At 73.9% G+C, this 21,008-nt stretch carries 15 protein-coding genes; 11 read left to right on the top strand and 4 right to left on the bottom strand.

Annotated features, from left to right (window positions below):
- Positions 1–634 precede the first annotated feature (634 nt).
- Together AB0K36_RS27995 and AB0K36_RS27990 are read right to left on the bottom strand one after the other, a co-directional pair.
- On the bottom strand, positions 635–1,684 hold the full coding sequence (locus AB0K36_RS27995; protein WP_364599653.1) for a lactonase family protein: 1,050 nt from the start codon (positions 1,682–1,684) through the stop codon (positions 635–637).
- A gap of 130 nt (positions 1,685–1,814) precedes the next feature.
- Positions 1,815–3,323 (bottom strand): FUSC family protein, encoded by a 1,509-nt coding sequence (locus tag AB0K36_RS27990; protein WP_364599651.1) that lies wholly within the window; start codon positions 3,321–3,323, stop codon positions 1,815–1,817.
- A 436-nt stretch (positions 3,324–3,759) separates the two neighbouring features.
- Between AB0K36_RS27990 and AB0K36_RS27985 the strand changes: the two genes are divergently transcribed.
- The 5 genes from AB0K36_RS27985 (at position 3,760) to AB0K36_RS27965 (ending at position 10,067) form a co-directional block, all read left to right on the top strand.
- Positions 3,760–4,422 (top strand): dienelactone hydrolase family protein, encoded by a 663-nt coding sequence (locus AB0K36_RS27985; RefSeq protein WP_364599649.1) that lies wholly within the window; start codon positions 3,760–3,762, stop codon positions 4,420–4,422.
- Positions 4,423–4,487: 65 nt separating this feature from the next.
- Positions 4,488–5,912 carry an FAD-dependent oxidoreductase gene (locus AB0K36_RS27980; RefSeq protein ID WP_364599648.1) on the top strand — a complete coding sequence of 475 codons (1,425 nt, stop codon included), beginning with the start codon at positions 4,488–4,490 and terminating at the stop codon, positions 5,910–5,912.
- Positions 5,913–6,058: 146 nt separating this feature from the next.
- Positions 6,059–8,779 (top strand): SpoIIE family protein phosphatase, encoded by a 2,721-nt coding sequence (locus AB0K36_RS27975; RefSeq protein WP_364599646.1) that lies wholly within the window; start codon positions 6,059–6,061, stop codon positions 8,777–8,779.
- A gap of 93 nt (positions 8,780–8,872) precedes the next feature.
- A complete protein-coding gene (locus AB0K36_RS27970; protein WP_037775347.1) occupies positions 8,873–9,355 on the top strand; it encodes an Lrp/AsnC family transcriptional regulator in 483 nt (160 codons plus the stop codon).
- 25 nt (positions 9,356–9,380) lie between these two features.
- On the top strand, positions 9,381–10,067 hold the full coding sequence (locus tag AB0K36_RS27965) for an HAD family hydrolase (RefSeq protein ID WP_364599644.1): 687 nt from the start codon (positions 9,381–9,383) through the stop codon (positions 10,065–10,067).
- Between the two features lie 45 nt (positions 10,068–10,112).
- Here AB0K36_RS27965 and AB0K36_RS27960 read toward each other — a convergent pair whose 3' ends face one another.
- Both AB0K36_RS27960 and AB0K36_RS27955 read right to left on the bottom strand, forming a co-directional pair.
- Complete coding sequence (locus tag AB0K36_RS27960; RefSeq protein ID WP_364599642.1) at positions 10,113–11,321, bottom strand: PucR-like N-terminal domain-containing protein; 1,209 nt, start codon at positions 11,319–11,321, stop codon at positions 10,113–10,115.
- Positions 11,318–11,470 (bottom strand): hypothetical protein, encoded by a 153-nt coding sequence (locus tag AB0K36_RS27955; RefSeq protein ID WP_364599640.1) that lies wholly within the window; start codon positions 11,468–11,470, stop codon positions 11,318–11,320. The genes AB0K36_RS27960 and AB0K36_RS27955 overlap by 4 nt, the downstream gene beginning before the upstream one ends.
- 184 nt (positions 11,471–11,654) lie before the next feature.
- On the opposite strand from AB0K36_RS27955, the gene pgfA reads away from it, so the two are divergent.
- The 6 genes from pgfA (at position 11,655) to AB0K36_RS27925 (ending at position 21,008) form a co-directional block, all read left to right on the top strand.
- A complete protein-coding gene (pgfA, locus tag AB0K36_RS27950; RefSeq protein WP_364599638.1) occupies positions 11,655–12,638 on the top strand; it encodes a cell envelope lipid trafficking protein PgfA in 984 nt (327 codons plus the stop codon).
- A 163-nt stretch (positions 12,639–12,801) separates the two neighbouring features.
- Positions 12,802–14,007 (top strand): glycosyltransferase family 4 protein, encoded by a 1,206-nt coding sequence (locus AB0K36_RS27945; RefSeq protein ID WP_364599637.1) that lies wholly within the window; start codon positions 12,802–12,804, stop codon positions 14,005–14,007.
- Positions 14,004–14,723: a class I SAM-dependent methyltransferase gene (locus AB0K36_RS27940; RefSeq protein ID WP_364599635.1), complete on the top strand. Its 720-nt coding sequence runs from the start codon at positions 14,004–14,006 to the stop codon at positions 14,721–14,723. The genes AB0K36_RS27945 and AB0K36_RS27940 overlap by 4 nt, the downstream gene beginning before the upstream one ends.
- A 146-nt stretch (positions 14,724–14,869) precedes the next feature.
- Positions 14,870–18,991 (top strand): alpha-(1->3)-arabinofuranosyltransferase domain-containing protein, encoded by a 4,122-nt coding sequence (locus AB0K36_RS27935; protein ID WP_435877947.1) that lies wholly within the window; start codon positions 14,870–14,872, stop codon positions 18,989–18,991.
- Complete coding sequence (locus tag AB0K36_RS27930) at positions 18,991–20,292, top strand: condensation protein (RefSeq protein WP_364599633.1); 1,302 nt, start codon at positions 18,991–18,993, stop codon at positions 20,290–20,292. Before AB0K36_RS27935 ends, AB0K36_RS27930 begins: the two co-directional genes overlap by 1 nt.
- On the top strand, positions 20,289–21,008 hold the full coding sequence (locus AB0K36_RS27925) for a class I SAM-dependent methyltransferase (protein WP_364599631.1): 720 nt from the start codon (positions 20,289–20,291) through the stop codon (positions 21,006–21,008). Before AB0K36_RS27930 ends, AB0K36_RS27925 begins: the two co-directional genes overlap by 4 nt.

Here is a 21,008-nt window from a genome sequence, read left to right as displayed (position 1 = left end):
CGACGACCCCCGCGTCGCCGAATGCGTCGTCGTCGGCTGGCCCGACGCCGTGCACGGCGCCGTCGTATGGGCCGGCATCGTCCTGGGCGACATGAGTCGCCCGGCACGGGCCCTGTGCGCTGCGACGGGCGAAGCGCGCCGAGGCGTGACCGGTGCGCATGCCACGGGCCCGCACACGGCGGAGTCCGGTTGCGCGGGGCGCCCATCGGCAGGCCGGTGGTACGCCCGCGCTCGAGCCACCGGCATCGGCATCGGCGTGCCGTGCCGCGCGGCTCGGCGCGCCCTTGCCGCGCGGCCTACCAGCAACCCGGTGACGCCCCGTGCAACAGCAACCGGCGTCTGCGTGCCGCGCAGCCCACCGGCAAGCCGGTGACGCCGCCGGCCTCCCGCCCCCTGACATCCGCGTACCCCCGTGCCGCGCACCACCGGCAAGCTTGTGACGTCCTCCTCCGCCCCACCGGGATCCGCGTACCCGCGCCGCACGGCCGGCCGGCAGGCCGGCGGCACGCCCTCCGACCGCCGGTACAGGAGACCCTGGCGCACGCCACGTACGCCGCAGCCGGGCGCTTGCCGGGCCGTCGGCGTCGGCGGCCATGGCGTAGCCTCCGGCGCCGCCCGCGTGCGTCCGGAAGCGTCAGGCGAAGACCACGCAGGACGCCGCCGGAACGGCGAGCGACCCGTTGCGGTGGGGGATGCCGGTCGCCGGGTCGACGGTGAACCAGGTCACGTCGCCCGAGCGCTCGTTCGCCGCGTAGAGCCGGCGGCCCGTCGGGTCGAGTGCCAGGTCCCGTGGCCAGTGCCCGCCGCACGGCACGTTGGTGACGAGCGTCGCCCGCTCCCCCGTCGGGTCGAGAGCGAGCACGGCGACGCTGTCGTGCCCGCGGACCGCGGCCCACAGGTGCCGGCCGTCGTGCGAGACGACGGGCACGGAGGGGTAGGCGGGGCCGGTCGTGCCGTCCGGGACCACCGCTGTCTCGCCGACCGGTTCCAGCAGGCCGGCGGCCGGGTCCCAGCGGCAGAGGGTGACGGTCGGCTCGAGTTCACCGAGTACGTAGGCGTGCCGCCCGTCCGGGTGAAAGGCGAGGTGGCGCGGCCCGGTGCCCGGCCGCAGCGGCGTCTCGCGGTGGGGCGTCAGGGCGCCCGCTGCGGTGTCGAGCGCGCAGATCCGCACGGAATCGGTCCCGAGGTCGACGCTGAGCACCCAGCGCCCGGTCGGGTCCGGCAGCACCTGGTGGGCGTGCGGCTCGCGCTGGCGCTCGGGTACGGGGCCGTGTCCCTCGTGCCGCATGACGCCGCCGAGGGGTCCGGGCGCGCCGTCGGTGCCCACGGGCAGGACGCTGACACTGCCGGAGCCGTAGTTGGCGGTCATCAGGTGCCCCTGCGAGACCGCGATGTGCGTCGGGGCCGCGCCGCCCACCGGCACCTGTCGGCCGATGGGCCGCGGTGCCCCTCCGGTGGCGGCGAAGGCCGCCACCGCCCCGTCCGCCGTCTCGGAGACCGTGTAGAGGACGGTGCCGGCCGGTGTCGTCACGGCGGCGAGGTAGGAGGGGTCGGCGACGGCGTCGCTCGCCCCTGTCCCGGTGAGCGCTCCGGTGTCCGGATCCACGGCCGCGGCGACGATGCCGCGTCCGCCCGCCGAGGTGTACGAGCCGATGAATGCCTGCCCCGCGCTGCTGTCCGCCACTGTGCCGCCCCTCTTCGGCCCGTCGGCCGTCCGTCACGGATCACTGCTGCCGCCAAGAAGGTAGCAGGTTGGTCCAGACCAATCGGGTGATCGGCGTGACGGCCGTGCCGCCGCCCCGCAGGGGACGGATTCAGGCCGCTACGAGCGGCGCGCGCGGCGACGTACGTACGGGAGCGGCCAGCTCCGCGAGCGCGCGCTCCAGGCCGTGCAGATGCGCGAGTGCGCCTTCGGCCTCCAGGTGGTGCCCGGACAGGGGAGCGACCGCCACGGCCGCCGGGGCGGCAGGCGGCGCCACCAGTGCGTGGACCGCCGCCTCCACGCGCGCGCAGGCCGCCGCGAGGCGGGCGTCGTGCGACGCCATGGGGTCCGCCGCGACCGCCGCCAGCCCCCGCACCTCGCGGGCGCAGTCGTCGAGGAGCGCCAGCACCCGGCGGGCGCGCGCCTTGCGGGCGCGAAGCGGCGAAAGGGGATGCGTCAGGGGCGAGAGCGACAGCCGGACCCTGGCGAGCAGCCCTTCCAGCTCGGTGACGTGCGGGGCCGGGTCGGCGTCCACCGCCCCGGCCAGACGTGCGGCGGCCTCCGCGGTGCAGCGGTGCACACTGCGCACGGCCTGCTCGATCCAGGCGTGGGTGGTGGCGTGCGTGGTGACGGGAAGGACGAGCAGCACGGCGAGCATCGCGCCCGCCGCGCCCACGGCCGTCTCCGCGAGGCGGAGCAGCAGCAGGGCCGGCTCGAGGAAGCCGAGGAGCCCGTACAGGAGGCTGACCAGGACCGTCACGGCGAACATCATCCAGCTGTACGAGACGGCGGCGGTGTAGAAGATGCCGAAGACGCACGCCGCGGTCAGCACCGCCGTGGGGACGGTCGCCCCGTGCAGCGGTACGGCGACGAGAGCACCGGCGCCGATCCCGAGGAACGTCCCGAGGACCCGGCGGAAGCCGCGGACCAGGGTCTCCCCGCGCGAGGAGGTGTTGACGAACACCCACCAGGAAGCGCCGACGGCCCAGTACCAGCGCTCGCCGGAGACGAGCTGGCCGACGACGAGCGCGAAGGCACCGCCCGCCACCGCCTGGACGGCCTGCCGTGTGGTGATCCGGGCAAGACCCGAGCCGCCGGGCAGCGCCGGGACGACCGGCACCGGCAGCCGCCGTTCGTAGCACCAGAGCCCGAAGCGGACGGCCGAAGAGGCGAGCACGGCCAGGATCACGGCGGCGTACACCTCGGGCAGCTGCCGGGGCGCGGTGTGCAGGAACTGGGCCACGAAGAACGTCATGAAGGCGAAGGTGCCGAGCGCGTGACCGCGCGGCCCCCACCGCCGGGCGTACACCCCGGCGCCGGCCACGGCGAGGAACGCCAGGTCGCGGGGCACGGCGTGATCGTGGAGGCCGGCGGCGAGAGCCAGTACGGGAAGGCCGACGGCGGGCAGCAGCGCGGTGGTGACGGCCTGGCCGCGGACCGTGCGGTCGGTGACGGTGAACAGGGCGAGGAGCGCGGAGAGCCCGCCGGTGACGACCGCGGGCAGAGCGAGACCGGCGAGAGCGCAGACCGCGACCGCCAGGCTGATGCCGAGCACGGCCCGGACGGCGCTGCGCAGGCGCAGCCGTCCAGGATCCGCGGCGACGAACATCCTCTTCAGCACTGCTTACCGTCCCCTTTTCGTTCGGGCATGAAAAAGGCGCCGCGGATTCCCGCAGCGCCATCGACACACCTATGACACCATCCTCCGGCCCGCTGGCTCAACCCGTCCCGATTCGACTGGGCCATTGGCTCAATCAAGCGCACCTTCGTGGGCCGCCGGGCCGGCCATTGGTCCACGGTCACGGCCCCGGTCGACCGGATCGGGGGCGCAGTGCGCGCACCGCCCGTCCGCAACACTCGCGCGGCCCGCCCCCTCCGTGGCTCGTGCCCCGCCCCTCCGCGGCTTCCCGCCGCCGGCCGCTCACCCGCGGTGGGTCTGGTCTGCGCCGTCCATGGGTACCCGCCGACATCCGGACGGCGGCGGCGGCACGGGCCGAGGCGGCACCGGCAGAAGAGCGGTCGGCGTTCCGGGCGAGAGGCACAGGAGGTGCGGTCCCATGGCAACGGCAACGGAGACGGTCGCCATCGACGCCGGTGACGTCACCCTGACGGGTGATCTGGTGCTGCCGGAGGCGGCTCCCGGCATCGTGTGCTTCGCCCACGGGAGCGGTAGCTCGCGTCACAGTCCGCGCAACCGGCAGGTGGCGGAGACGCTGCAGCGGGCCGGTCTCGGCACGCTGCTCATGGACCTTCTCAGCGAGGAGGAGGAACGTGTGGACCGGGTGACCGCCGAGCTGCGCTTCGACATCCCGCTGCTCGGGCGGCGGGTCACGGCGGCCGTCGACCGGCTCGCCGAACGACCGGACACCGGGTCACTGCCGGTGGGTCTCTTCGGTGCGAGCACGGGTGCCGCCGCCGCACTCGTCGCGGCAGCGGCCAGAGCGGACCGGGTGAGTGCCGTGGTGTCCCGGGGCGGCCGTCCGGATCTGGCAGGCACGGCGCTCGGCCGGGTGCGGGCTCCGGTACTGCTGATCGTGGGCGGGGAGGACCGCGAGGTGCTCGAGCTGAACGAACAGGCCGCCGAGCAGCTGACCGCCGAATACCGGGTCCATGTGATCCCCGGAGCGACCCATCTCTTCGAGGAACCGGGGACGTTGGAGGCGGCGGCGGACGCCGCCCGGGACTGGTTCCTGCGTATGGGCGGCGCCGGAGGGCGGTGAGCCGGGCGCGTCCACCGGGATACTGGTCGTGCTCGATCGACTCGCTGACCACGAGAGGCATACGCATGGTGGACGACGCGCAGGGGAACGGCAGTTGGGGGCGGCGAGGGGCGGGCGGGCGGCACGCTGTCGTCGTCGGCGGGAGCCTCGCCGGGCTGCTGGCCGCGCATGTGCTCGCGGATCACGCCGACACGGTGACGCTCGTCGAGCGGGACCGCCTGCCCGAGGACGCCGCACCGCGCCCCGGTGTTCCGCAGGGACGGCACCCCCATGTGCTCCTGGAGGGCGGTCAGCTCGCGCTGGAGGACCTGCTGCCCGGTTTCATGGCCGAGTTGACGGCGTCGGGTGCACCGCGGATCGGTATGCCGTCGGACATGGTCCAGTGGCAGGGCGGCCGTTGGTTCAGCCGTACGGAGGCCACGACGCACCTCTACACCGGCTCACGTGGCCAGGTGGAGCATCTGGTGCGCGGTCGTGTCCTGGCCCGGCCCACGATCAGGGTCCTCGCCTCGACCGAAGCGGTCGGTCTGCTCGGTGACGCCGCACGCGTACGGGGCGTCCTGGTGCGCGAGCGCGGCGCGGGGTCCGGCCGGGAGCCGCGGCCGCTCGAGGCGCACCTGGTGGTGGACGCGTCGGGACGGGCGTCGCGCGCACCCCAGTGGCTGTCGGCGATCGGGGCGGATCCGGCGCAGGAGGAGACCATCGACACGGGCCTCGCCTACGCCTCCCGCGTCTATCACAACAGGAGCGACAATCTCGGCTCCCGGTCGCTCGGCTACTACGTCCTGCCCGGTCCGGCGCAGGTGCACGGGGGTGGGGTGCTGCCGCTGGAGGACGGCCGCTATCTGGTGACCCTCTCGGGACTGCGGGGTGACGAACCCCCTACGGACGAGGAGGGGTTCACCGCGTACGCGGCCCGCCTCCCGCATCCCTTCATCCACGACTGGTTGCGCGAGGCGGAGCCCGAGGCGCCGGCGTTCGGCTTCCGCGGCACGTCGAACGTGCGCCGCCGCTACGACCGGCCGGGCCGCCGCCCCGCCGGTTTCCTCGCCACGGGCGACGCGCTGTGCACGTTCAACCCCATCTACGGGCAGGGCATGGCAGTGGCCGCGATGAGCGCGGTGGCGCTGCGGGACGCGCTGGCAGATCCCCGCCGTACGCCGACGACGCGCCGGGTCCAGCGTGCGCTGCTGGAGGCTTCACGGCAGGCCTGGGACATCTCGGCGGGGGCGGACAAGAAGATGCCGGGGGCGGTGGGCAGCGCCGTCACCGCCAGGGCGGCCGACCGGGCGGCCGGCTGGTACCTGTCCCGCGTCCAGCACCGCTACCCGGGGGACCCGGTCGTCGGACAGGCGTTCCGCTCCGTGCTGACGCTGACCACTCCGCTCAGCGCCCTGTTCGCGCCGAAGGTGCTCCGGGCGGTGCTCCTCGGCCCGCCGCCCCCCACACCCGCCGAGCCCCCGATGACACGGGAGGCCGCGCTGCGCTGAGCGACGCGCCGCCGACGCCCGGAAAGCGCATCAAGTGTTAGAAAAGAGACATGACCGGGCCGACCGCTCGGTCCGGAGTGCGGTAAGTGGCCTCTCGCCGGTGCGTCAGCCCGGCGTCGGCGCCCATCTCCGGGAAGTGGAGCGCTATGAACGGGCACAGGCCCGACACATCGAGGCGCCCGCTGTGGGGACCGCGGGAGTCCCTGCTGGGCGCGCGCAGCGTCGCCGGGCAGGTACTCCTCCTGCAGATCGCGGTCGCTGTGCTGCTGATCATCGCCGCGCTGGCCGCGCTGGTGCTCCAGGCACGCAACAACGGCGAGCAGGCCGCGGAGAACCGCTCACTGGCGGCGGCCGCGGCCTTCGCCCACGCTCCCGGCACGGCGGCCGCGCTCAGGTCACCGGACCCCACTGCCGCGCTCCAGCCGCTCATCGACGGTGCGAGCCGGGGGGCGGGCGTCGACTTCATCACCGTGATGTCGAAGACCGGGTTCCGGTTCGCCGACACCGACGCCCGCCTGATCGGCGCGCGGAACCTGGGCGTCGAGCGGGCCGCCGCCGGTGAGGCCTTCACCGAGATCTACGAAGGCGCTCCCAGCGACGCGGCACGGGCGGTCGTCCCCGTCGTCGACTCCCAGGGCGACGTCATCGGCCTGGTCGGGGCCGGCGTCCAGATCGAGAACGTGGGCAACGCGGTGGACCGGCAGCTTCCGATGCTGCTGTTCTCCGCGGCCGGGGCGCTGGCGCTGGCCACGGGCAGCGCCCTGCTGGTGAGCCGCCGGCTGCGCCGCCAGACGCACGGCATCGGTCCCGCCGAGATGACCCGGATGTACGAGCACCACGACGCCGTCCTGCACGCCGTGCGCGAAGGCGTCCTGATCGTCGGGGGCGACGGGCGGCTGATGCTGGCCAACGACGAGGCCCGCAGGCTCCTCGAACTGCCGCCGGACGCGGACGGCAGCCTCGTCACCGGTCTGGGCCTCGACACCGGCATCGCCGCTCTGCTGGCCTCCGACCGCACGGTGACCGACGAGGTGCACGCGGCCGGGGACCGGCTGCTCGCGGTGAGCACCCGTCCCACGGCTCCGTTCGGCGGGCACTCCGGCAATGTGGCGACCCTGCGGGACACCACGGAGCTGCGGGCCCTTTCCGGCACGGCCGAGACCGCCCGGCAGCGCCTGAAGATCCTTTACGACGCCGGCGGCCGGATCGGCACGACGCTGGACGTGGTGCGGACCGCGGAGGAGCTGTCCCGGGTGGCGGTCCCGCGGTTCGCGGACTTCGTCACGGTCGAGCTGCTGAACCCGGTGCTGCACGGTGACGAGCCGTCGGGCGCTCCCACGGAGATGCGCCGCGCCGCGCTGACCGGAATCCGCACGGACCACCCGTTCCAGCCGGTGGGTGACGTGATCCGCTTCCTCTCCCCGGCCACGCCGATGGCCGCGGCCCTGTCGGGCGGGCACGCGGTGCTCGAGGCCGATCTGACCGTCGCGGACGGCTGGCGCGCCCAGGACCCGGAAGGAGCGGACAACGCCCTCGCGTACGGCGTCCACTCGCTGATCACGGCTCCGCTGCAGGCCCGTGGCGTGGTGCTGGGCATGGTCAACTTCTGGCGTTCGGAGCGCGCGGAGCGCTTCGGCGAGGAGGATCTGTCCTTCGCCGAGGAACTGGCGACGCGGGCCGCCGTCGCCATCGACAACGCGCGCCGCTTCACGCGCGAGCACACGATGGCCGAGACCCTCCAGCGCAGTCTGCTGCCCCATGGCCTCCCCAGTCAGACCGCCGTCGACATCGCCTACCGGTATCTGCCGGCGCAGGCAAGGGTCGGCGGCGACTGGTTCGACGTCATCCCGCTGCCGGGGGCGCGGGTCGCCCTCGTCGTCGGGGACGTGGTGGGCCACGGACTGCACGCCGCCGCGACGATGGGCCGGCTGCGCACCGCGGTCCACAACTTCTCCACGCTGGATCTGCCGCCGGACGAACTCCTCGCGCGTCTCGACGAATTGGTCGGCCGGATCGACCAGGACGAGCCGGGCGGGGGCACCGAGGGGATCACCGGCGCCACCTGCCTCTACGCCATCTACGACCCGGTCTCCGGTCTGTGCACGCTGGCGACGGCCGGGCATCTGCCCCCCGCGCTCGTGCGTCCGGACGGCAGCGTGGAGTTCGTGCCGCTGCCCGTGTCCCCTCCGCTGGGCCTGGGCGGCATGCCGTTCGAGTCCGCGGAGGTGCGGCTGCCCGAGGGGAGCCGTCTCGTCCTGTACACCGACGGCCTCGTGGAGCATCGCCACCGCGATCTGGACGCCGGCTTCCAGGCGCTGAGCACGGTGCTGGCGGGCGGCGGCGAGCAGACCCCGGAGGAGACCTGCGAAGCCGTGTTCGACGCCATGGTGCCGGCGACCCGGCGGGACGACATCGCCCTGCTGGTGGCCCGCACCCGGCTGATCGACAGGAGCCGGATCGCCACCTGGGACGTCCCGCGCGACCCCGCGGCGGTGGCGCCCGTCCGCAGCGCGTGCAGCCGGAAGCTGGACGAGTGGGGGCTCGAGGAGGCCGGATTCACCACCGAGCTGGTCCTCAGCGAACTGATCACCAACGCCATCCGGTACGGGAGCGAGCCGATCCGCGTGCGGCTGCTCTACGAGCGGACCCTGATCTGCGAGGTGTCCGACGGCAGCAGCACCTCTCCGCACCTGAAGCGGGCGGCCACCACCGACGAGGGCGGCCGCGGCCTGTTCCTGGTGGCCCAGCTGTCCGCGCGGTGGGGAACGAGGTACACGGCGACCGGGAAGGTGATCTGGACGGAACAGCCGCTGACCGACGGGCAGGTGCCGCCCGGCGGCATGCTGCTGGACGACTTCGACTGGTGACCGCCGGGCGCACCGGCCGGGCCCGGGCCGTTCCACTGGGCCATTGGTACGGTGGAAGTCCGGAAAACGCGCCGCGGAAGGGCCCGACGGACCATGGCGGTGGACGAACTCGACACCCGCATCCTGCGTCTGCTGATCGAGCAGCCGCGCACCAGCGTGCGTGAGTACGCCCGCATCCTCGGCATCGCCCGCGGGACGCTGCAGGCCAGGATCGACCGCCTCGAGCGCGACGGCGTGATCACCGGGACGGGCCCTCACCTCTCCCCCGGCGCGCTGGGCCATCCGGTGCTGGCCTTCGTGCACATCGAGGTCACTCAGGGACATCTGGACGAGGTGGGCGACGCCCTCGCGGCCGTGCCGGAGATCATCGAGGCGTTCTCGATCACCGGCGGCGGCGACCTGCTGACCCGGGTCGCCGCACGGGACAACGGGCATCTCGAGGACGTCATCCAGCGGCTGATCAATCTGCCCGGCGTGGTGCGGACCCGTACCGAGATGGCCCTGCGCGAGCGCGTGCCCTACCGGCTGCTGCCGCTGGTCGAGGCCGTCGGCCGGTCGGCCGGTGCGCCGCGCTGAACCGGTGCTTGGCATGCTGGACGGCATGAGCACTGCGCGTACCCCTTCGGTCATCTTCGATCTCGACGGCACACTCGTGGACAGCGAGCCGAACTATTTCGAAGCGGGACGCCGGGTCCTCGCCGCGCACGGAGTGCTCGATTTCGACTGGGAGCAGCACAAGCGGTTCATCGGCATCGGCACGCGGGAGACGCTGGAGATCCTGCGCGCCCGGTACGCCCTCGACGCGCCGCTCGACGAACTACTGGCCGCGAAGAACCGCGCCTACCTGGAGCTGGCGAGCGCCTCGACGGACGTCTTTCCGCAGATGCGCGCGTTCGTGGAGCTCCTGTCGGCCCGGGGCGTGCCGATGGCGGTGGCCTCCGGGTCGTCACGGGCCGCCATCGAGGCCGTGCTCGCCGGCACCGGTCTCGCCGCGCACATCGCCGTGACCGTCTCCGCGGAGGAGGTCGGCCGCGGCAAGCCGGAGCCCGACGTCTTCCTGGAGGCGGCCCGGCGCCTGGCCGCGGCGCCGGGCGACTGCGTGGTCGTGGAGGACGCGCCGCCGGGGGCGGCGGCCGCCCGCGCGGCGGGTATGCGGTGCATCGCCGTGCCGTACGTCGAGGACACGGCCGAGGACACCGCGTTCCTCGCGGCGGACCTGCTGTTCAAGGGCGGGCAGCGGGAGTTCACGGCGGAGGCCGCGTACGGGTGGGTCATGGGCGGGGCGTGACGCGCGTACACGTCGGTCACCCGCGCGTGCGGGCCGGGCGCACGCTCAGACGCCGGCTTCCCCCAGTTGCCCGCGCAGCCGCTGGGCGCGCAGTACGAGGAGCATCTCGAAGCGGCGGTCGGGGTCGTCGATCACGTCGCCCCACAGTTCGCGGATCTGCCGCAGCCGGTAGCGGGCCGTCTGAGGATGGATGCCGAGACGGTGCGCCACCTCGGGTGCTCCGCCCGCGGTCTCCATCCAGGCGAGCAGGGTCTCCGCCAGGCGGCGGGCCTGGGTGGGGGCCGCGTCGCGCAGGGGCGCCAGGCAGCGGCGGGCCGCCGCGTCGATCAGTTCCCCCGAGGGCAGTAACACCAGCTCCTCCGTGCGCTCCGTGCAGTGCAGCACCTCACCCTCCGGCAGCAGCCCGCTCTCGATGAGCCGGACCGCCGTCTCCGCCCAGCGCAGTGACCTGGCGGCCGCCGCGAGCGGCACCGGCGGGCCGATCGCGCCCGACCAGCCGGCCGTGGCGCGGCGCAGGGTCTCCGAGCGGCCGGCGGTACACGGTTCCGGCACGACGATGCGCGGCTGTTCGCTCTCCATGTCGAGGAGGATGCCCTGCTCGACGGCCGGTGCGACGGCCTCCCTGGCGGGGCGCACCAGGACGCCGACGGCGACGGTGGCCGGCAGCTCCCAGCTGATGCGGGCCGCCCGTTCGGCGAGTGTCCCGGCCGGGTCGCCGCGGTGCTCCACGAGCAGCAGGTCGATCAACCGGCGTTGCAGGCGTAGTCGTTCGCCCGCTCGGCGGGCCGCGGCCTCGGCGTAGCCGCGAACCGACTGTTCCACGAGGCCGTCCAGGTACTCGAAGCCCGATTCGGCGAGTTCGTACATGGCGGGCGCGGCGATGTCGACCTGCTGCCCGATCTCGGCGAACCGCCGCCAGGCCAGTCTGACGCCGAGCCGGTAGGTGGCCTGGAGCGAGTCGAGGCTCCGGCCGCCGCGCCCCTCGCCGCGGCCGAACTCCTGGAAGACGTCGGGCGGTACGCGCGGACGCCCGGTCCCGGACGCCAGATTGTGTACGAAGCCCTCGATGGCGCGGCGGATGCCGACGAGCGCCATCGGCTCCCCCGACTCGTCGCCCACGAGCTTCAGTTGGGGGTACTCGCGCCGTATCTCGCCGAGGATCTCCTGGGCCAGCTCCTGCGCACCGGCCAGCGCGATGGCGGCGAAACGGTCGACCTGCGCCTGGGGCACCTCGCTCCACGCGGGGCGGGTCATCGGGCGGGCCGGCCGGTGTCGTAGCTGATCAGCGGGGTGTTCGGCTGTTCCGGGGTGGTCCGCAGCGCGGCTGCGATGCCCAGGGCCGTGCCCACGGCGAGCGCCGTGGCCAACGCTGCGGTGACGGCGGCGGCAAGAAGTCTGCGCATGTCGGGTCAGCTCCTAGCTGGAGGCGATCCCCACCCGTCGGCCGGCCCCCACCGGCTGAACGCACAGTGTTGACAGTACATTGACATTCCGTCAAGTGGCTGCCTACTGTTCTGAGCCCTCGAGGGCTGACCGGCCCGGGGTCCGTGCATCTCCCTGCGAATTCTTTCGATCCAGGAGTGCCGGATGCGCCGTACTGCTTCACCGACCTCGCTTCTGCTCTTCGGGGCAGGGGTCTTCCTGCTCGTGCTGGCTCCCCTTCTCGCCTGGTACGTGGCACCCCAGGCCAAACGCACACCTGTCGACGTCGACACCACGACCGTGTTCACCGGCACCGGCAGCTACTTCGACACCTCCAAGGTGAGAACCGTGCGCGGGCAGCGCATCACGGTGACCCGTCAGGTACGGGGCGACGTGGCCGACAGCGAGAAGAGCGGCAACGCCGTCTGGGACGTCTCCACCTCCGTCGACAGCGACGCCACACTGCCGGCCGCCGACACCCGGGACTCCTTGCAGTGGACACTGGAGCGCTGGGTGACCGACCGTGCCACCAACGAGCCGGTGCACTGCTGCGACGAGTCCCCCGTCTTCGACGGGGAGGCCTACCTGAAGTTCCCCTTCGACGTCGAGAAGCGCTCCTACCGCTGGTGGGACGGCACGCTCGGGGGCGTGATCCGGCTCCGCTACAGCGGCACGGCGAAGGTCCAGGGGTACGAGGGGCTGCGGTTCACCGGCAGCGTGCCGCCGACCAGGACCGGGGTGCGCCAGGTGCCGGGGCGGCTGGTCGGCAGGGCCCGGGCCCCGCAGGTGCTGGCCGAGGAGTGGTACTCCAACAGCGGCGTCGAGCTGGTCGTGGACCGGCGGACAGGGCGGATCGTGCACGCCGCCATCGGTCCCCGTAAGACACTGCGCGCGCCGGGGTCGGACAAGGACGCGGTGGTGCTGCTGGAGAGCGAGCGGCTCGCGTTCACCGCGGAGACTCAGCGGCAGCAGGTCGCGCTGGCCTCGCGCGACAGCGGGAAGCTCGCCGTCATCAGCTCGACCGCTCCCGTGGGCGCGGCGGCACTGGGCGCCCTGCTCGCGGTGATCGGCGCCGTGCTGGTGGCACGCGGTCGCCGTCCGGCTCCGGACCGCGCGAATGCTCACCTGATGACGAGTCCGCCCGCCTGAGAGCGGCAGAAGTTGTCATACCGGTGAGTAGCCGCGCGCCGACGGCGTATCCAAAACTGGCTGTCCCCACCACAGCACGGCCCCCCGGTCACCCCCCACCGTCCCCGACCCGGCACCGCCATCCCCCTTTCCCCTCCGCACCCCGAAACGAGTTGGAGCACCCATGCCCCAGCACGTACCTCCCCCACTGCTCGAGGCGCCGCAGCAGCCGCCGGCCCGCGCGCACCACCGCCAGGCCGTGCTGCCGGAGTTGTCCGACAGCCCCCGGCACATCGTCTTCCTCGCCCACCGTGACCTCGGCAACTCCGCCGCCGGCGGCTCCGAACTCCTCGTCGACCAGCTCGCGCAGGGCCTCACCGCGCGGGGCCACCGGATCACCCTGCTCTGCGGCGGACCCGCCGTGCACCGGTCGTACCGGGTGGTGTCCGCCGGCGGCGCCCTCGGGCACTACGCCGGCGCACGGTCGGCGTTCGCCCAACAGGTCGGCGAGTGCGATCTGCTGGTCGAGGTCTGCAACGGCATGCCCTACCTGACCCCCCTCTGGCACCGCGGGCCCACCGTCTGCCTGGTCAACCACGTCCACACCGAGCTCTGGGACATGCGCTTCCCGCCACCCGTCGCCCGTGCCGGCCGACTGCTCGAACACTGGGCGCTCGCCCGCGCGCACCGCGGCAACCTCATGGTGGCCGTCTCTCCGTCAACGGCCGGCGCCCTGCGCGCGATCGGTGTGCCCGACCGGCAGATCCGCGTGGTCCACAACGGCGTCGACGAACCGGCCGTGCGCAGCCCGCGCTCGCGGACGCCGATGTTCCTGGCGCTGGGCCGGCTGGTCGACTACAAGCGCATCGACCTGCTGCTGCACCTGTGGGAACGGGTCCGGCCGGTCACCGGCGGCCGGCTCGTCATCGTCGGCGACGGGCCCGAGCGGGCCCGTCTGGAGCGACTCGCCGGTGAGGGCGTCGAGTTCACCGGCCATGTGGTGGAGGAGGAGAAGCACCGCCTGCTCTGCGAGTCGTGGCTGCTGCTGCATCCCGCGGCCGTCGAGGGCTGGGGGCTCGTGGTGACGGAGGCGGGGGCACGCGGCACGCCCACGCTGGGCTTCGACGTACCCGGCCTGCGTGATTCCGTCCAGGACGGTGTCACGGGCCTGCTGTGCCGGGGCGAGTCGTCGTTCGCCGCGGCCTGGTGCACGCTGGCGCTCGACTGCGACCGGCGGGAGGACATGGGGAAGGCCGCGGCCGAACGGGCCGCCGCGTTCCGCTGGAGCAGCACGGTGAGGCAGTTCGAGGCCGTGGCCGCGGAAGCGGTGCACCGCTCACGGGCTCCGCAGGGCGGGGCACCCGCCGTCACGAACGGCGCGCGGACGTGAAGGACCCTTCGTTCCGGCGTTCCCTCACCCTCTTCCGGGCGTTCATGCGCGAACAGGCCGACCCCGCCTCCGCGTACGGGCTGCTCGCCCGCGACGCGGCCGACCAGGTGGAGCGCTATGTGAAGCTGGACGGCCGGGTCGTCGTCGACGTCGGCGGCGGCAGCGGTCACTTCACCCGCGAGTTCAGACGGCGCGGCGCCCACAGCTACCTCTTCGAGCCGGACGCCGCCGAACTGGCGGCCGAGCCGGCCGAGGGAACGGTCGTCGCCGACGGATACCTCCTGCCCCTCGCCGAGGGCGCGGCCGACGTCTGTTTCTCGTCGAACGTGCTGGAACACGTCGCCGACCCGCGGACCTTCCTGAGCGAGATGGTCCGCGTCACCCGCCCCGGCGGTCTGATCTACGTCTCGTTCACCAACTGGCTCTCGCCCTGGGGCGGTCACGAGTGGGCGCCCTGGCACTATCTGGGCGCGGAGCGGGCCCGTGCCCGGTTCGAGCGCCGCAGCGGACGTGCCGCGAAGCACCGGCTCGGCGAGAACCTCTTCGAGATCGGTGTCGGCTCGACACTGCGCCATGTCAGGGGCCGCGGCGATGTGGACCTCGTCTGCGCGCGCTCCCGGTACTGGCCGGTCCTGCCGGAGCTCGTTCCGCGCCTGCCGGGCCTGCGTGAGTTCGCCACCTGGAACCTCCTCCTCATCCTCCGGCGGTGTCCATGACCAGCGCTGTCCACACCCGACCGCCCGCCCGTCCCTCGGCCGGAGGCCCGCCCCCCGACCGGTCGCCGGGACCTCGGTCGCGCCGGTGGCTGCTGGGCTTCTGGGCAGCGGTGTTCGTGGCCTTCCTGGCGGTGTCTCCGGGCCGCATGACGTTCGAGACGAAGCTCGGTGTCGTCGCCGATCCGTGGCAGTTCCTCAGCGACCTGAGCGGTCTGTGGCACGACCGGTCCGGCTTCGGCGGCATCGCCGACCAGTACATCGGCTACGTCGTCCCCATGCTGCCGTTCCACGCCCTGGCCGACCTGGTGCAGCTGCCCATCTGGCTCGCGGAGCGGCTGTGGCTCTCGATCGTGGTGACCACGGCCTTCTGGGGCGCCCTGCGGCTGGCCGAACGGCTGGGGGCCGGATCGCCGGGCAGCAGGCTCCTCGGCGCGGCCGTCTACGCCCTGTGGCCCACGTACACGATCGTCGTCGGCTCGACCTCCGCGGCCGCGCTGCCGGGCGCGATGCTGCCGTGGGTGCTGCTGCCGCTGACGAACCCGCACACCCCGCCGCGGATCGCGGCCGCCCGATCCGCGTTGCTGATTCCGCTCATGGGCGGTGTGAACGCCGCGTCGACACTGGCCTCTCTGCTGCCCGTCGGGCTCTATCTGCTGTGCCGGCCCGGCGGGCCGCGCAAGCGGGCGCTCATCGCCTGGTGGACCCCGTCGGTGGTCCTCGCCACCGCCTGGTGGATCGTTCCGCTGCTGCTCCTCGGCACGTACGGCGAGAACTTCATGCCGTACGTGGAGTCCTCGCAGACCACCACCGCCACGATGTCGGCGACCGAGGTGCTGCGCGGCGCGGGCAACTGGGTCGGCTATCTCAACTTCGGCGAGGCGTGGCTCCCGGCCGGCTGGACGGTCGTCACCTCGGCCGTGGCCGTCCTGTGCTCGGCGCTCGCCGCGGCACTGGGGCTCGCCGGTCTCGCGCGGCGTGACGTGCCCGAACGCCGCTGGCTCGTGGTGACGGTGCTGACCGTCTGCCTCGTCACGCTGGCCGGGTACGGCGGGGCGCTCGGCGGCCCCTTCCACGGGGCCGTGCAAGACTGGCTGAACGGCCCGCTGGTGCCGTTCCGCAACGTCTACAAGTTCCAGACGGGAGCCGCGCTGGCACTGGCGCTGGGCCTCATGCACCTGACCGCCGTCGTGTCCCCCGCCCCGCGGGTCCGCGGCCGCGGGCTCGTCCCGGCGGCGGCCTTCCTCGTACTGCCGGGCCTGTGCTGGCCGTACGTCAACGGCTCGGTCCTCCAGCCCGGTTCGTTCCAGCGGCTGCCCGCGTACTGGGAGACGACGGCCGACTGGCTGGCGGACAACGCGGCACAGGACCGGGCCCTCGTCGTGCCGGCGACCGCGCACGGCCTCTACACCTGGGGTTCGCCCATCGACCAGCCGCTGGACGTCCTCGCACGCTCACCGTGGGCGCAGCGGGACTACGTGCCCTTCGGCACACCGGGCAACCGCCGTGCGATGGACGCCGTCGAGCAGGCGCTCACCTCCGGCGGCGAGGTACCGGGCCTGAGCGCCTATCTGCACCGGGCCGGGCTGCACCACGTCGTGGTACGCAACGACCTCGACCCCCGCCAGCTGGGTCACGTCCCGACCACCACGGTGAAACGGACCCTGGAGGCCTCCGGCTACAAGCGCGTGGCCGGATTCGGCCCGGTGCTGACCGGCGGGCGGATCGCCGACGACACACCGGTCCAGGTCGAGGGCCTGTTCCCGCGGCAGCGTGCCGTGGAGATCTACGAACCGCCGACGGGCACCGCGCGCCCCGGCAAGGCCCGGCTGACGCCGGCGTCGGCGGCGGCCGTCGTCAGCGGCGGCCCCGAGTCCCTGCTGCCCCTGTCCGCCGGCGGCCGGCTCGACGGCCGGCCTGCCGTCCTCGCGGGCGACGAACTCCCAGGCGTGGACCGGCCGTCGCTGTACGCGGCGGGGGACGGGATGCGCCGCGCCGACACCCGCTTCGGGCTGGTCAACTCGAACACGTCCCACACCTACACCCGCGAGGAACGCAACGCCTCGGAGGCGGTGCAGGACCCCGGGGCCGAGCCCCGGCAGATCCTGCCCCTGCCGGGCACCGGGCACCAGACGACCGCCGTACTGCGGGGCGCCGCGTCGGTGACCGCCTCGTCGGCCGGGAACTGGCTCTTCCACCTGCCGCAGTACGACCCGGTCAACGCCTTCGACGGCAACCCCGGCACCGGCTGGGCGGAGGGCTCGCCCGGATCACCGGCGGGCGAATGGATCAGGATCGACTTCAACGGCCCGACGGACGTCCCTGCCACACTCCGGCTGACCCCGCTGCCGAGCGGCAGCGTCCGGGCCGCGCCGACCGCCGTCCGCGTCGAGACCGACCTCGGCAGCCGTACGAGCACGCTGCGGCCCGACGGCTCCGTGCAGGACGTCGACGCCCCTGCCGGGGCCGCGAGCTGGCTGAAGGTCACCGTCCTGGAGTCGCAGCAGGGCCGTCCCGGGCTGACCGGCGCCGGGTTCGCCGAGATCGCCGTGCCCGGCGTCCAGGTCACGCGCATGCTCCAGCTTCCCGAGGACGCCCCGAAGGAGACCGGCGACTCCGTCGTCTACTCGCTCCAGCGGGGCAGCGACCCGGGCGGACTGTCCGCGGTGGCCGCCGAGGTGGGGCTGCACCGGCAGTTCACCGCGGCCCGCTCCGGCCCGTACACCGTCCGTGCCACCGCGCTGCCCGTGCCGGGCGAAGCGCTGGACAAGCTGCTGTTCGACCTGACCGGGCAGCGCGACAAGATCGTCGCGAGCGCCGACTCGACGGCGGCCCTGGGGACGAACCTCAGCCCCCGCAACCTCACGGACGGCGACCTCACCACGGCCTGGATCGCCGGTGAACGGCCTGTGCTCCATCTGTCCTGGCCGAAGAAGACCTCGGTCGGCGAGATGGTCTTCGCGGCGGCCGGCGGGCTCTCCACCCGGCCGGAACAGGTGCAGATCAGCTCGCCCGACGGGACCGCCGTCGCCGCGGTGGACGAGAACGGCATGGCCCGGTTCCCGCCCATCAGCACCGACAGGATGGACATCACCGTCTCGCGGACCGCGCCGCTGACCCTGCACAACCCGGTCGCCGACGACCAGTTGCAGCTTCCGGTCGGCCTGAGCGAGATCCACATACCGGCACTGAAGGAGTTCCGCGCACCACAGCCCGATCCGGAGCGGACGTTCACGCTGCCGTGCGGCAAGGGGCCGGTCCTCTCCGTCGACGGGCAGTTCCTGGAGACCCGTGCCGAAGGACGGGTACGGGACCTGACCGGGCGCCGGCCCGTCGAGGTCTCGCTCTGCACGGACGGGAGCCGCGTGGACCTCGACGAGCGCACCCACACGGTCGAGGCCGGAGACGCGGGCCCCCTCGCCGTCACCGGCGTCACGCTCACGACCGGTACGCCGGCGTCCGCCGCGGGCGCGGGGACCGGACGCGCCCTGGAGGTCCGGGAAGGCACGGGCGACCACCGGTCCGTGCGGGTCGGGCCGGGAGATGCCTCGTACCTCCAGCTCCACGAGAACCACAACCCTGGCTGGAAGGCCACCCTGGACGGCGAGGAGCTGACACCCCTGAGGATCGACGGCTGGCAGCAGGCCTGGCTGGTTCCCGCGGGAGAGGGCGGCACGGTGACGCTCGAGTACGAGCCGTCGTGGATGTACCGCGCCGGGCTTGCGGGCGCCGGGCTGCTGCTCTCCGTGCTGGTGTGCCTCGCGCTCCTGGGTCGACGCGGCCGGGCCGCGGACCACATCTCGGCCGCCCCTCCCGCGCCCGGGCCGCTGCTCGGCACCGTGGCCCTGACCCTGGTGGCCGTGGTGGTCGCCGGACCGGTGGCGGTGGTAGTGCCCGTGCTGGCGGTCGTGGCATGGCTGCGACCGGCGTGGCTCGTACCGCTCGCGTTCACGGCGATGGCCGGAGCCGGCGCGGTGGCCGCGCTGGGAGCCGGTGGCGGGCTGTCGCCGGACCGGAGCGCGTTCGGGCCGACGGCTCAACTCCTCGCTCTCACCGCCCTGTTCGCCGCCCTGGTGAGCGTGGGCCGGGAACGCGGCGGCCCCACCGGCGCCCACCGGTCCGGCGGAGGGCCCGCCGCGCCGGACCCCGACGGCCGTCCACCCGGTACCCGCACACCGGAACCGGGTCCGCCCAGGCCGCCCGGTGTGCCCGCGCCGCCGACCACCGGCAGCGGCGGACCGCCGCACCAGTACCCCGGAGGGAGTCTCTGATGGCGACGGTCGAGCGCCCCACGTCCCCCGACGCGGCGGACCGGGACCTGCCGCGGGTGCCGTTCCCCGTCGTCGACGAGGTCGCACGGCACTGCGCGCAGGACACGGAACCCAACACGGTGCACATCGAGATCCATCTCCCCGGCGTCGTCGAACCGGAGCGGCTGCGCACGGCGTTCGACCGGGCCCTGTGCCGGTATCCGCGCGCGCTGATGCGTGAGCGGGCACGCGGCCCGTTCGCGCGCCGCTACGAGTGGGAGCTGACGCGCGGGCCCGACACGGAGGTGGTGACCTTCCCGCCGCGCGCGGCCGGCGCCCTCGGCCGGGCACGGGAACGCGCCCTCGCCGAGGCGCCGCCGCTGACGTCCTCGCCGCCCCTGCGGCTCGAGGTCGTCGAGGAGCCCGGCAGACCCGGCTGTGTGCTGGTGTTCACGCTCAACCACACGGCCCTCGACGGCCCCGCGTGCCTGCGGCTGGCGGCGACGGCCGCGGAGATCTACAGCGGTACGCCCGCCCCTGCCGTACCCCCGCCGGCCCGGCCCGCGCCCGCCGGGCGCCCGCACCGGGCGGGCGGCCCCTCTCTGCCGGGCAGACCCGCACACGTCGCGGCGGGCACCCCGGGACCGGTGCCGGGCAACGCGATGCTCGTCACCGAACTGCCCGTGCCCCGGCGGGAGAAGGGGGCTCCCTACACCGTCAACGACCAGCTGATGGTCGCCACCGCGCTGACCGTCGCCGACTGGAACCGGGCCCATGACGCCCCACGGAGGCCACTGCGCATCACCATGCCCGTGGACGACCGCAGCCGGGGTCCCGAGATGCCCATCGGCAACGGCACCCGGCTGGTCGAGGTCGGCTTCACGGCCGCCGAGACCGAAGGCCTCGACCTTGCGCTGCTGCTGCGCCGCACCGCGGAGCGGACCCGGGCCCTCAAGGCCGCACCCCGCCCTCAACTGGGTCACGGCGCGGCCCTGTTGACGCTCCCCGTGCTGCCGGTCGCGGCGCGGGCGGGGCTCACCCGCGGTCTGCGGCTGCTGGCCGCGCCGTGGACGTCGACGACGCTGCTGAGCAACATCGGCCGCACCCCGTATCCGCTGGACTTCGGAGACGCCGGGCGGGCCTTCGCCGTCTGGTTCTCCGCGCCGGCCAGGATGCCGCGCGGGCTGACCGTGACCACCGCCGCCACGGGAGGCCGGCTCCATCTGGTGCTGCGGTGGTCGCGTTCGCTGCTCTGCGACGAGGACGGCGTACGGCTGCACGAGCTGTTCGCCCACCACCTGAAGGCGACGGAGGCCCTGTGACCAGCACCGGCTCACCGGCCCTGCGGGACTTCTACGAGGATCCCGATGTCCCCGTCGCCTCCGGCGACGCCCGCAGCAGACGCCAGGCACGGCTGCTGGCCGAGGCCCTCGGCACGGCGCCGGGGCAGCTCGTCGTCGACGTCGGATGCGGCGACGGCAGCGCGGCGCGGGCCGCGGCGCCGTTCCTCGGCGGCCATCGGCTCGTCGGTGTCGACTGGTCGCACGACGCGCTGCGCCGCGCCCGGCCGCACCTCGGGAACGTGGTGCGCGGCGAGCTCGACCACGGGCTGCCGTTCGCCGACGGGTGCGCGGACGCGGTGCTGTTCAGCGAGGTCATCGAGCATCTCGTCGACCCGGACCACGCCCTGGACGAACTGCGGCGGATCCTGCGGCCGGCGGGCCATCTGATGCTCTCCACGCCGAACCTCGCGGCCTGGTACAACCGCGCCCTGCTGCTGGCCGGGGTGCAGCCGGTGTTCTCCGAGGTGAGCCTGCGCGGGATCCACGGCCGGCCCGGCTCGCAGGTGGTGGGTCACCTGCGGCTGTACACGGCCCGAGCCCTGCGTTCGTACCTCACGGCCGCCGGATTCCGCGACGTACGGATCACCGGCGCGCCGTTCCACGGGGTGCCGCGCGGGCTGCGGCTGCTGGACCGGGCGGCGTGCGCGGTGCCCGGCGCCGCGTCCATCCTCCTCGCGCACGCCCGGCGGGGGTAG

The organism is Streptomyces kurssanovii (genome assembly GCF_040677245.1).
GTDB lineage: Bacteria > Actinomycetota > Actinomycetes > Streptomycetales > Streptomycetaceae > Streptomyces > Streptomyces kurssanovii.
The sequence above is the reverse complement of the archived record's forward strand: the minus strand, read 5'-3'. Positions and strand labels throughout refer to the sequence as shown.

Excerpts from the sequence above, each read along its gene's own strand:
- AB0K36_RS27985 (WP_364599649.1), top strand. The coding sequence starts at position 3,760 with ATGGCAACGGCAACGGAGACGGTCGCCATCGACGCCGGTGACGTCACC.
- AB0K36_RS27980 (WP_364599648.1), top strand. The coding sequence starts at position 4,488 with ATGGTGGACGACGCGCAGGGGAACGGCAGTTGGGGGCGGCGAGGGGCG.
- AB0K36_RS27975 (WP_364599646.1), top strand. The coding sequence starts at position 6,059 with ATGAACGGGCACAGGCCCGACACATCGAGGCGCCCGCTGTGGGGACCG.
- AB0K36_RS27970 (WP_037775347.1), top strand. The coding sequence starts at position 8,873 with ATGGCGGTGGACGAACTCGACACCCGCATCCTGCGTCTGCTGATCGAG.
- AB0K36_RS27965 (WP_364599644.1), top strand. The coding sequence starts at position 9,381 with ATGAGCACTGCGCGTACCCCTTCGGTCATCTTCGATCTCGACGGCACA.
- AB0K36_RS27960 (WP_364599642.1), bottom strand. The coding sequence starts at position 11,321 with ATGACCCGCCCCGCGTGGAGCGAGGTGCCCCAGGCGCAGGTCGACCGT.
- AB0K36_RS27955 (WP_364599640.1), bottom strand. The coding sequence starts at position 11,470 with ATGCGCAGACTTCTTGCCGCCGCCGTCACCGCAGCGTTGGCCACGGCG.
- pgfA (WP_364599638.1), top strand. The coding sequence starts at position 11,655 with ATGCGCCGTACTGCTTCACCGACCTCGCTTCTGCTCTTCGGGGCAGGG.
- AB0K36_RS27945 (WP_364599637.1), top strand. The coding sequence starts at position 12,802 with ATGCCCCAGCACGTACCTCCCCCACTGCTCGAGGCGCCGCAGCAGCCG.
- AB0K36_RS27935 (WP_435877947.1), top strand. The coding sequence starts at position 14,870 with ATGACGTTCGAGACGAAGCTCGGTGTCGTCGCCGATCCGTGGCAGTTC.
- AB0K36_RS27930 (WP_364599633.1), top strand. The coding sequence starts at position 18,991 with ATGGCGACGGTCGAGCGCCCCACGTCCCCCGACGCGGCGGACCGGGAC.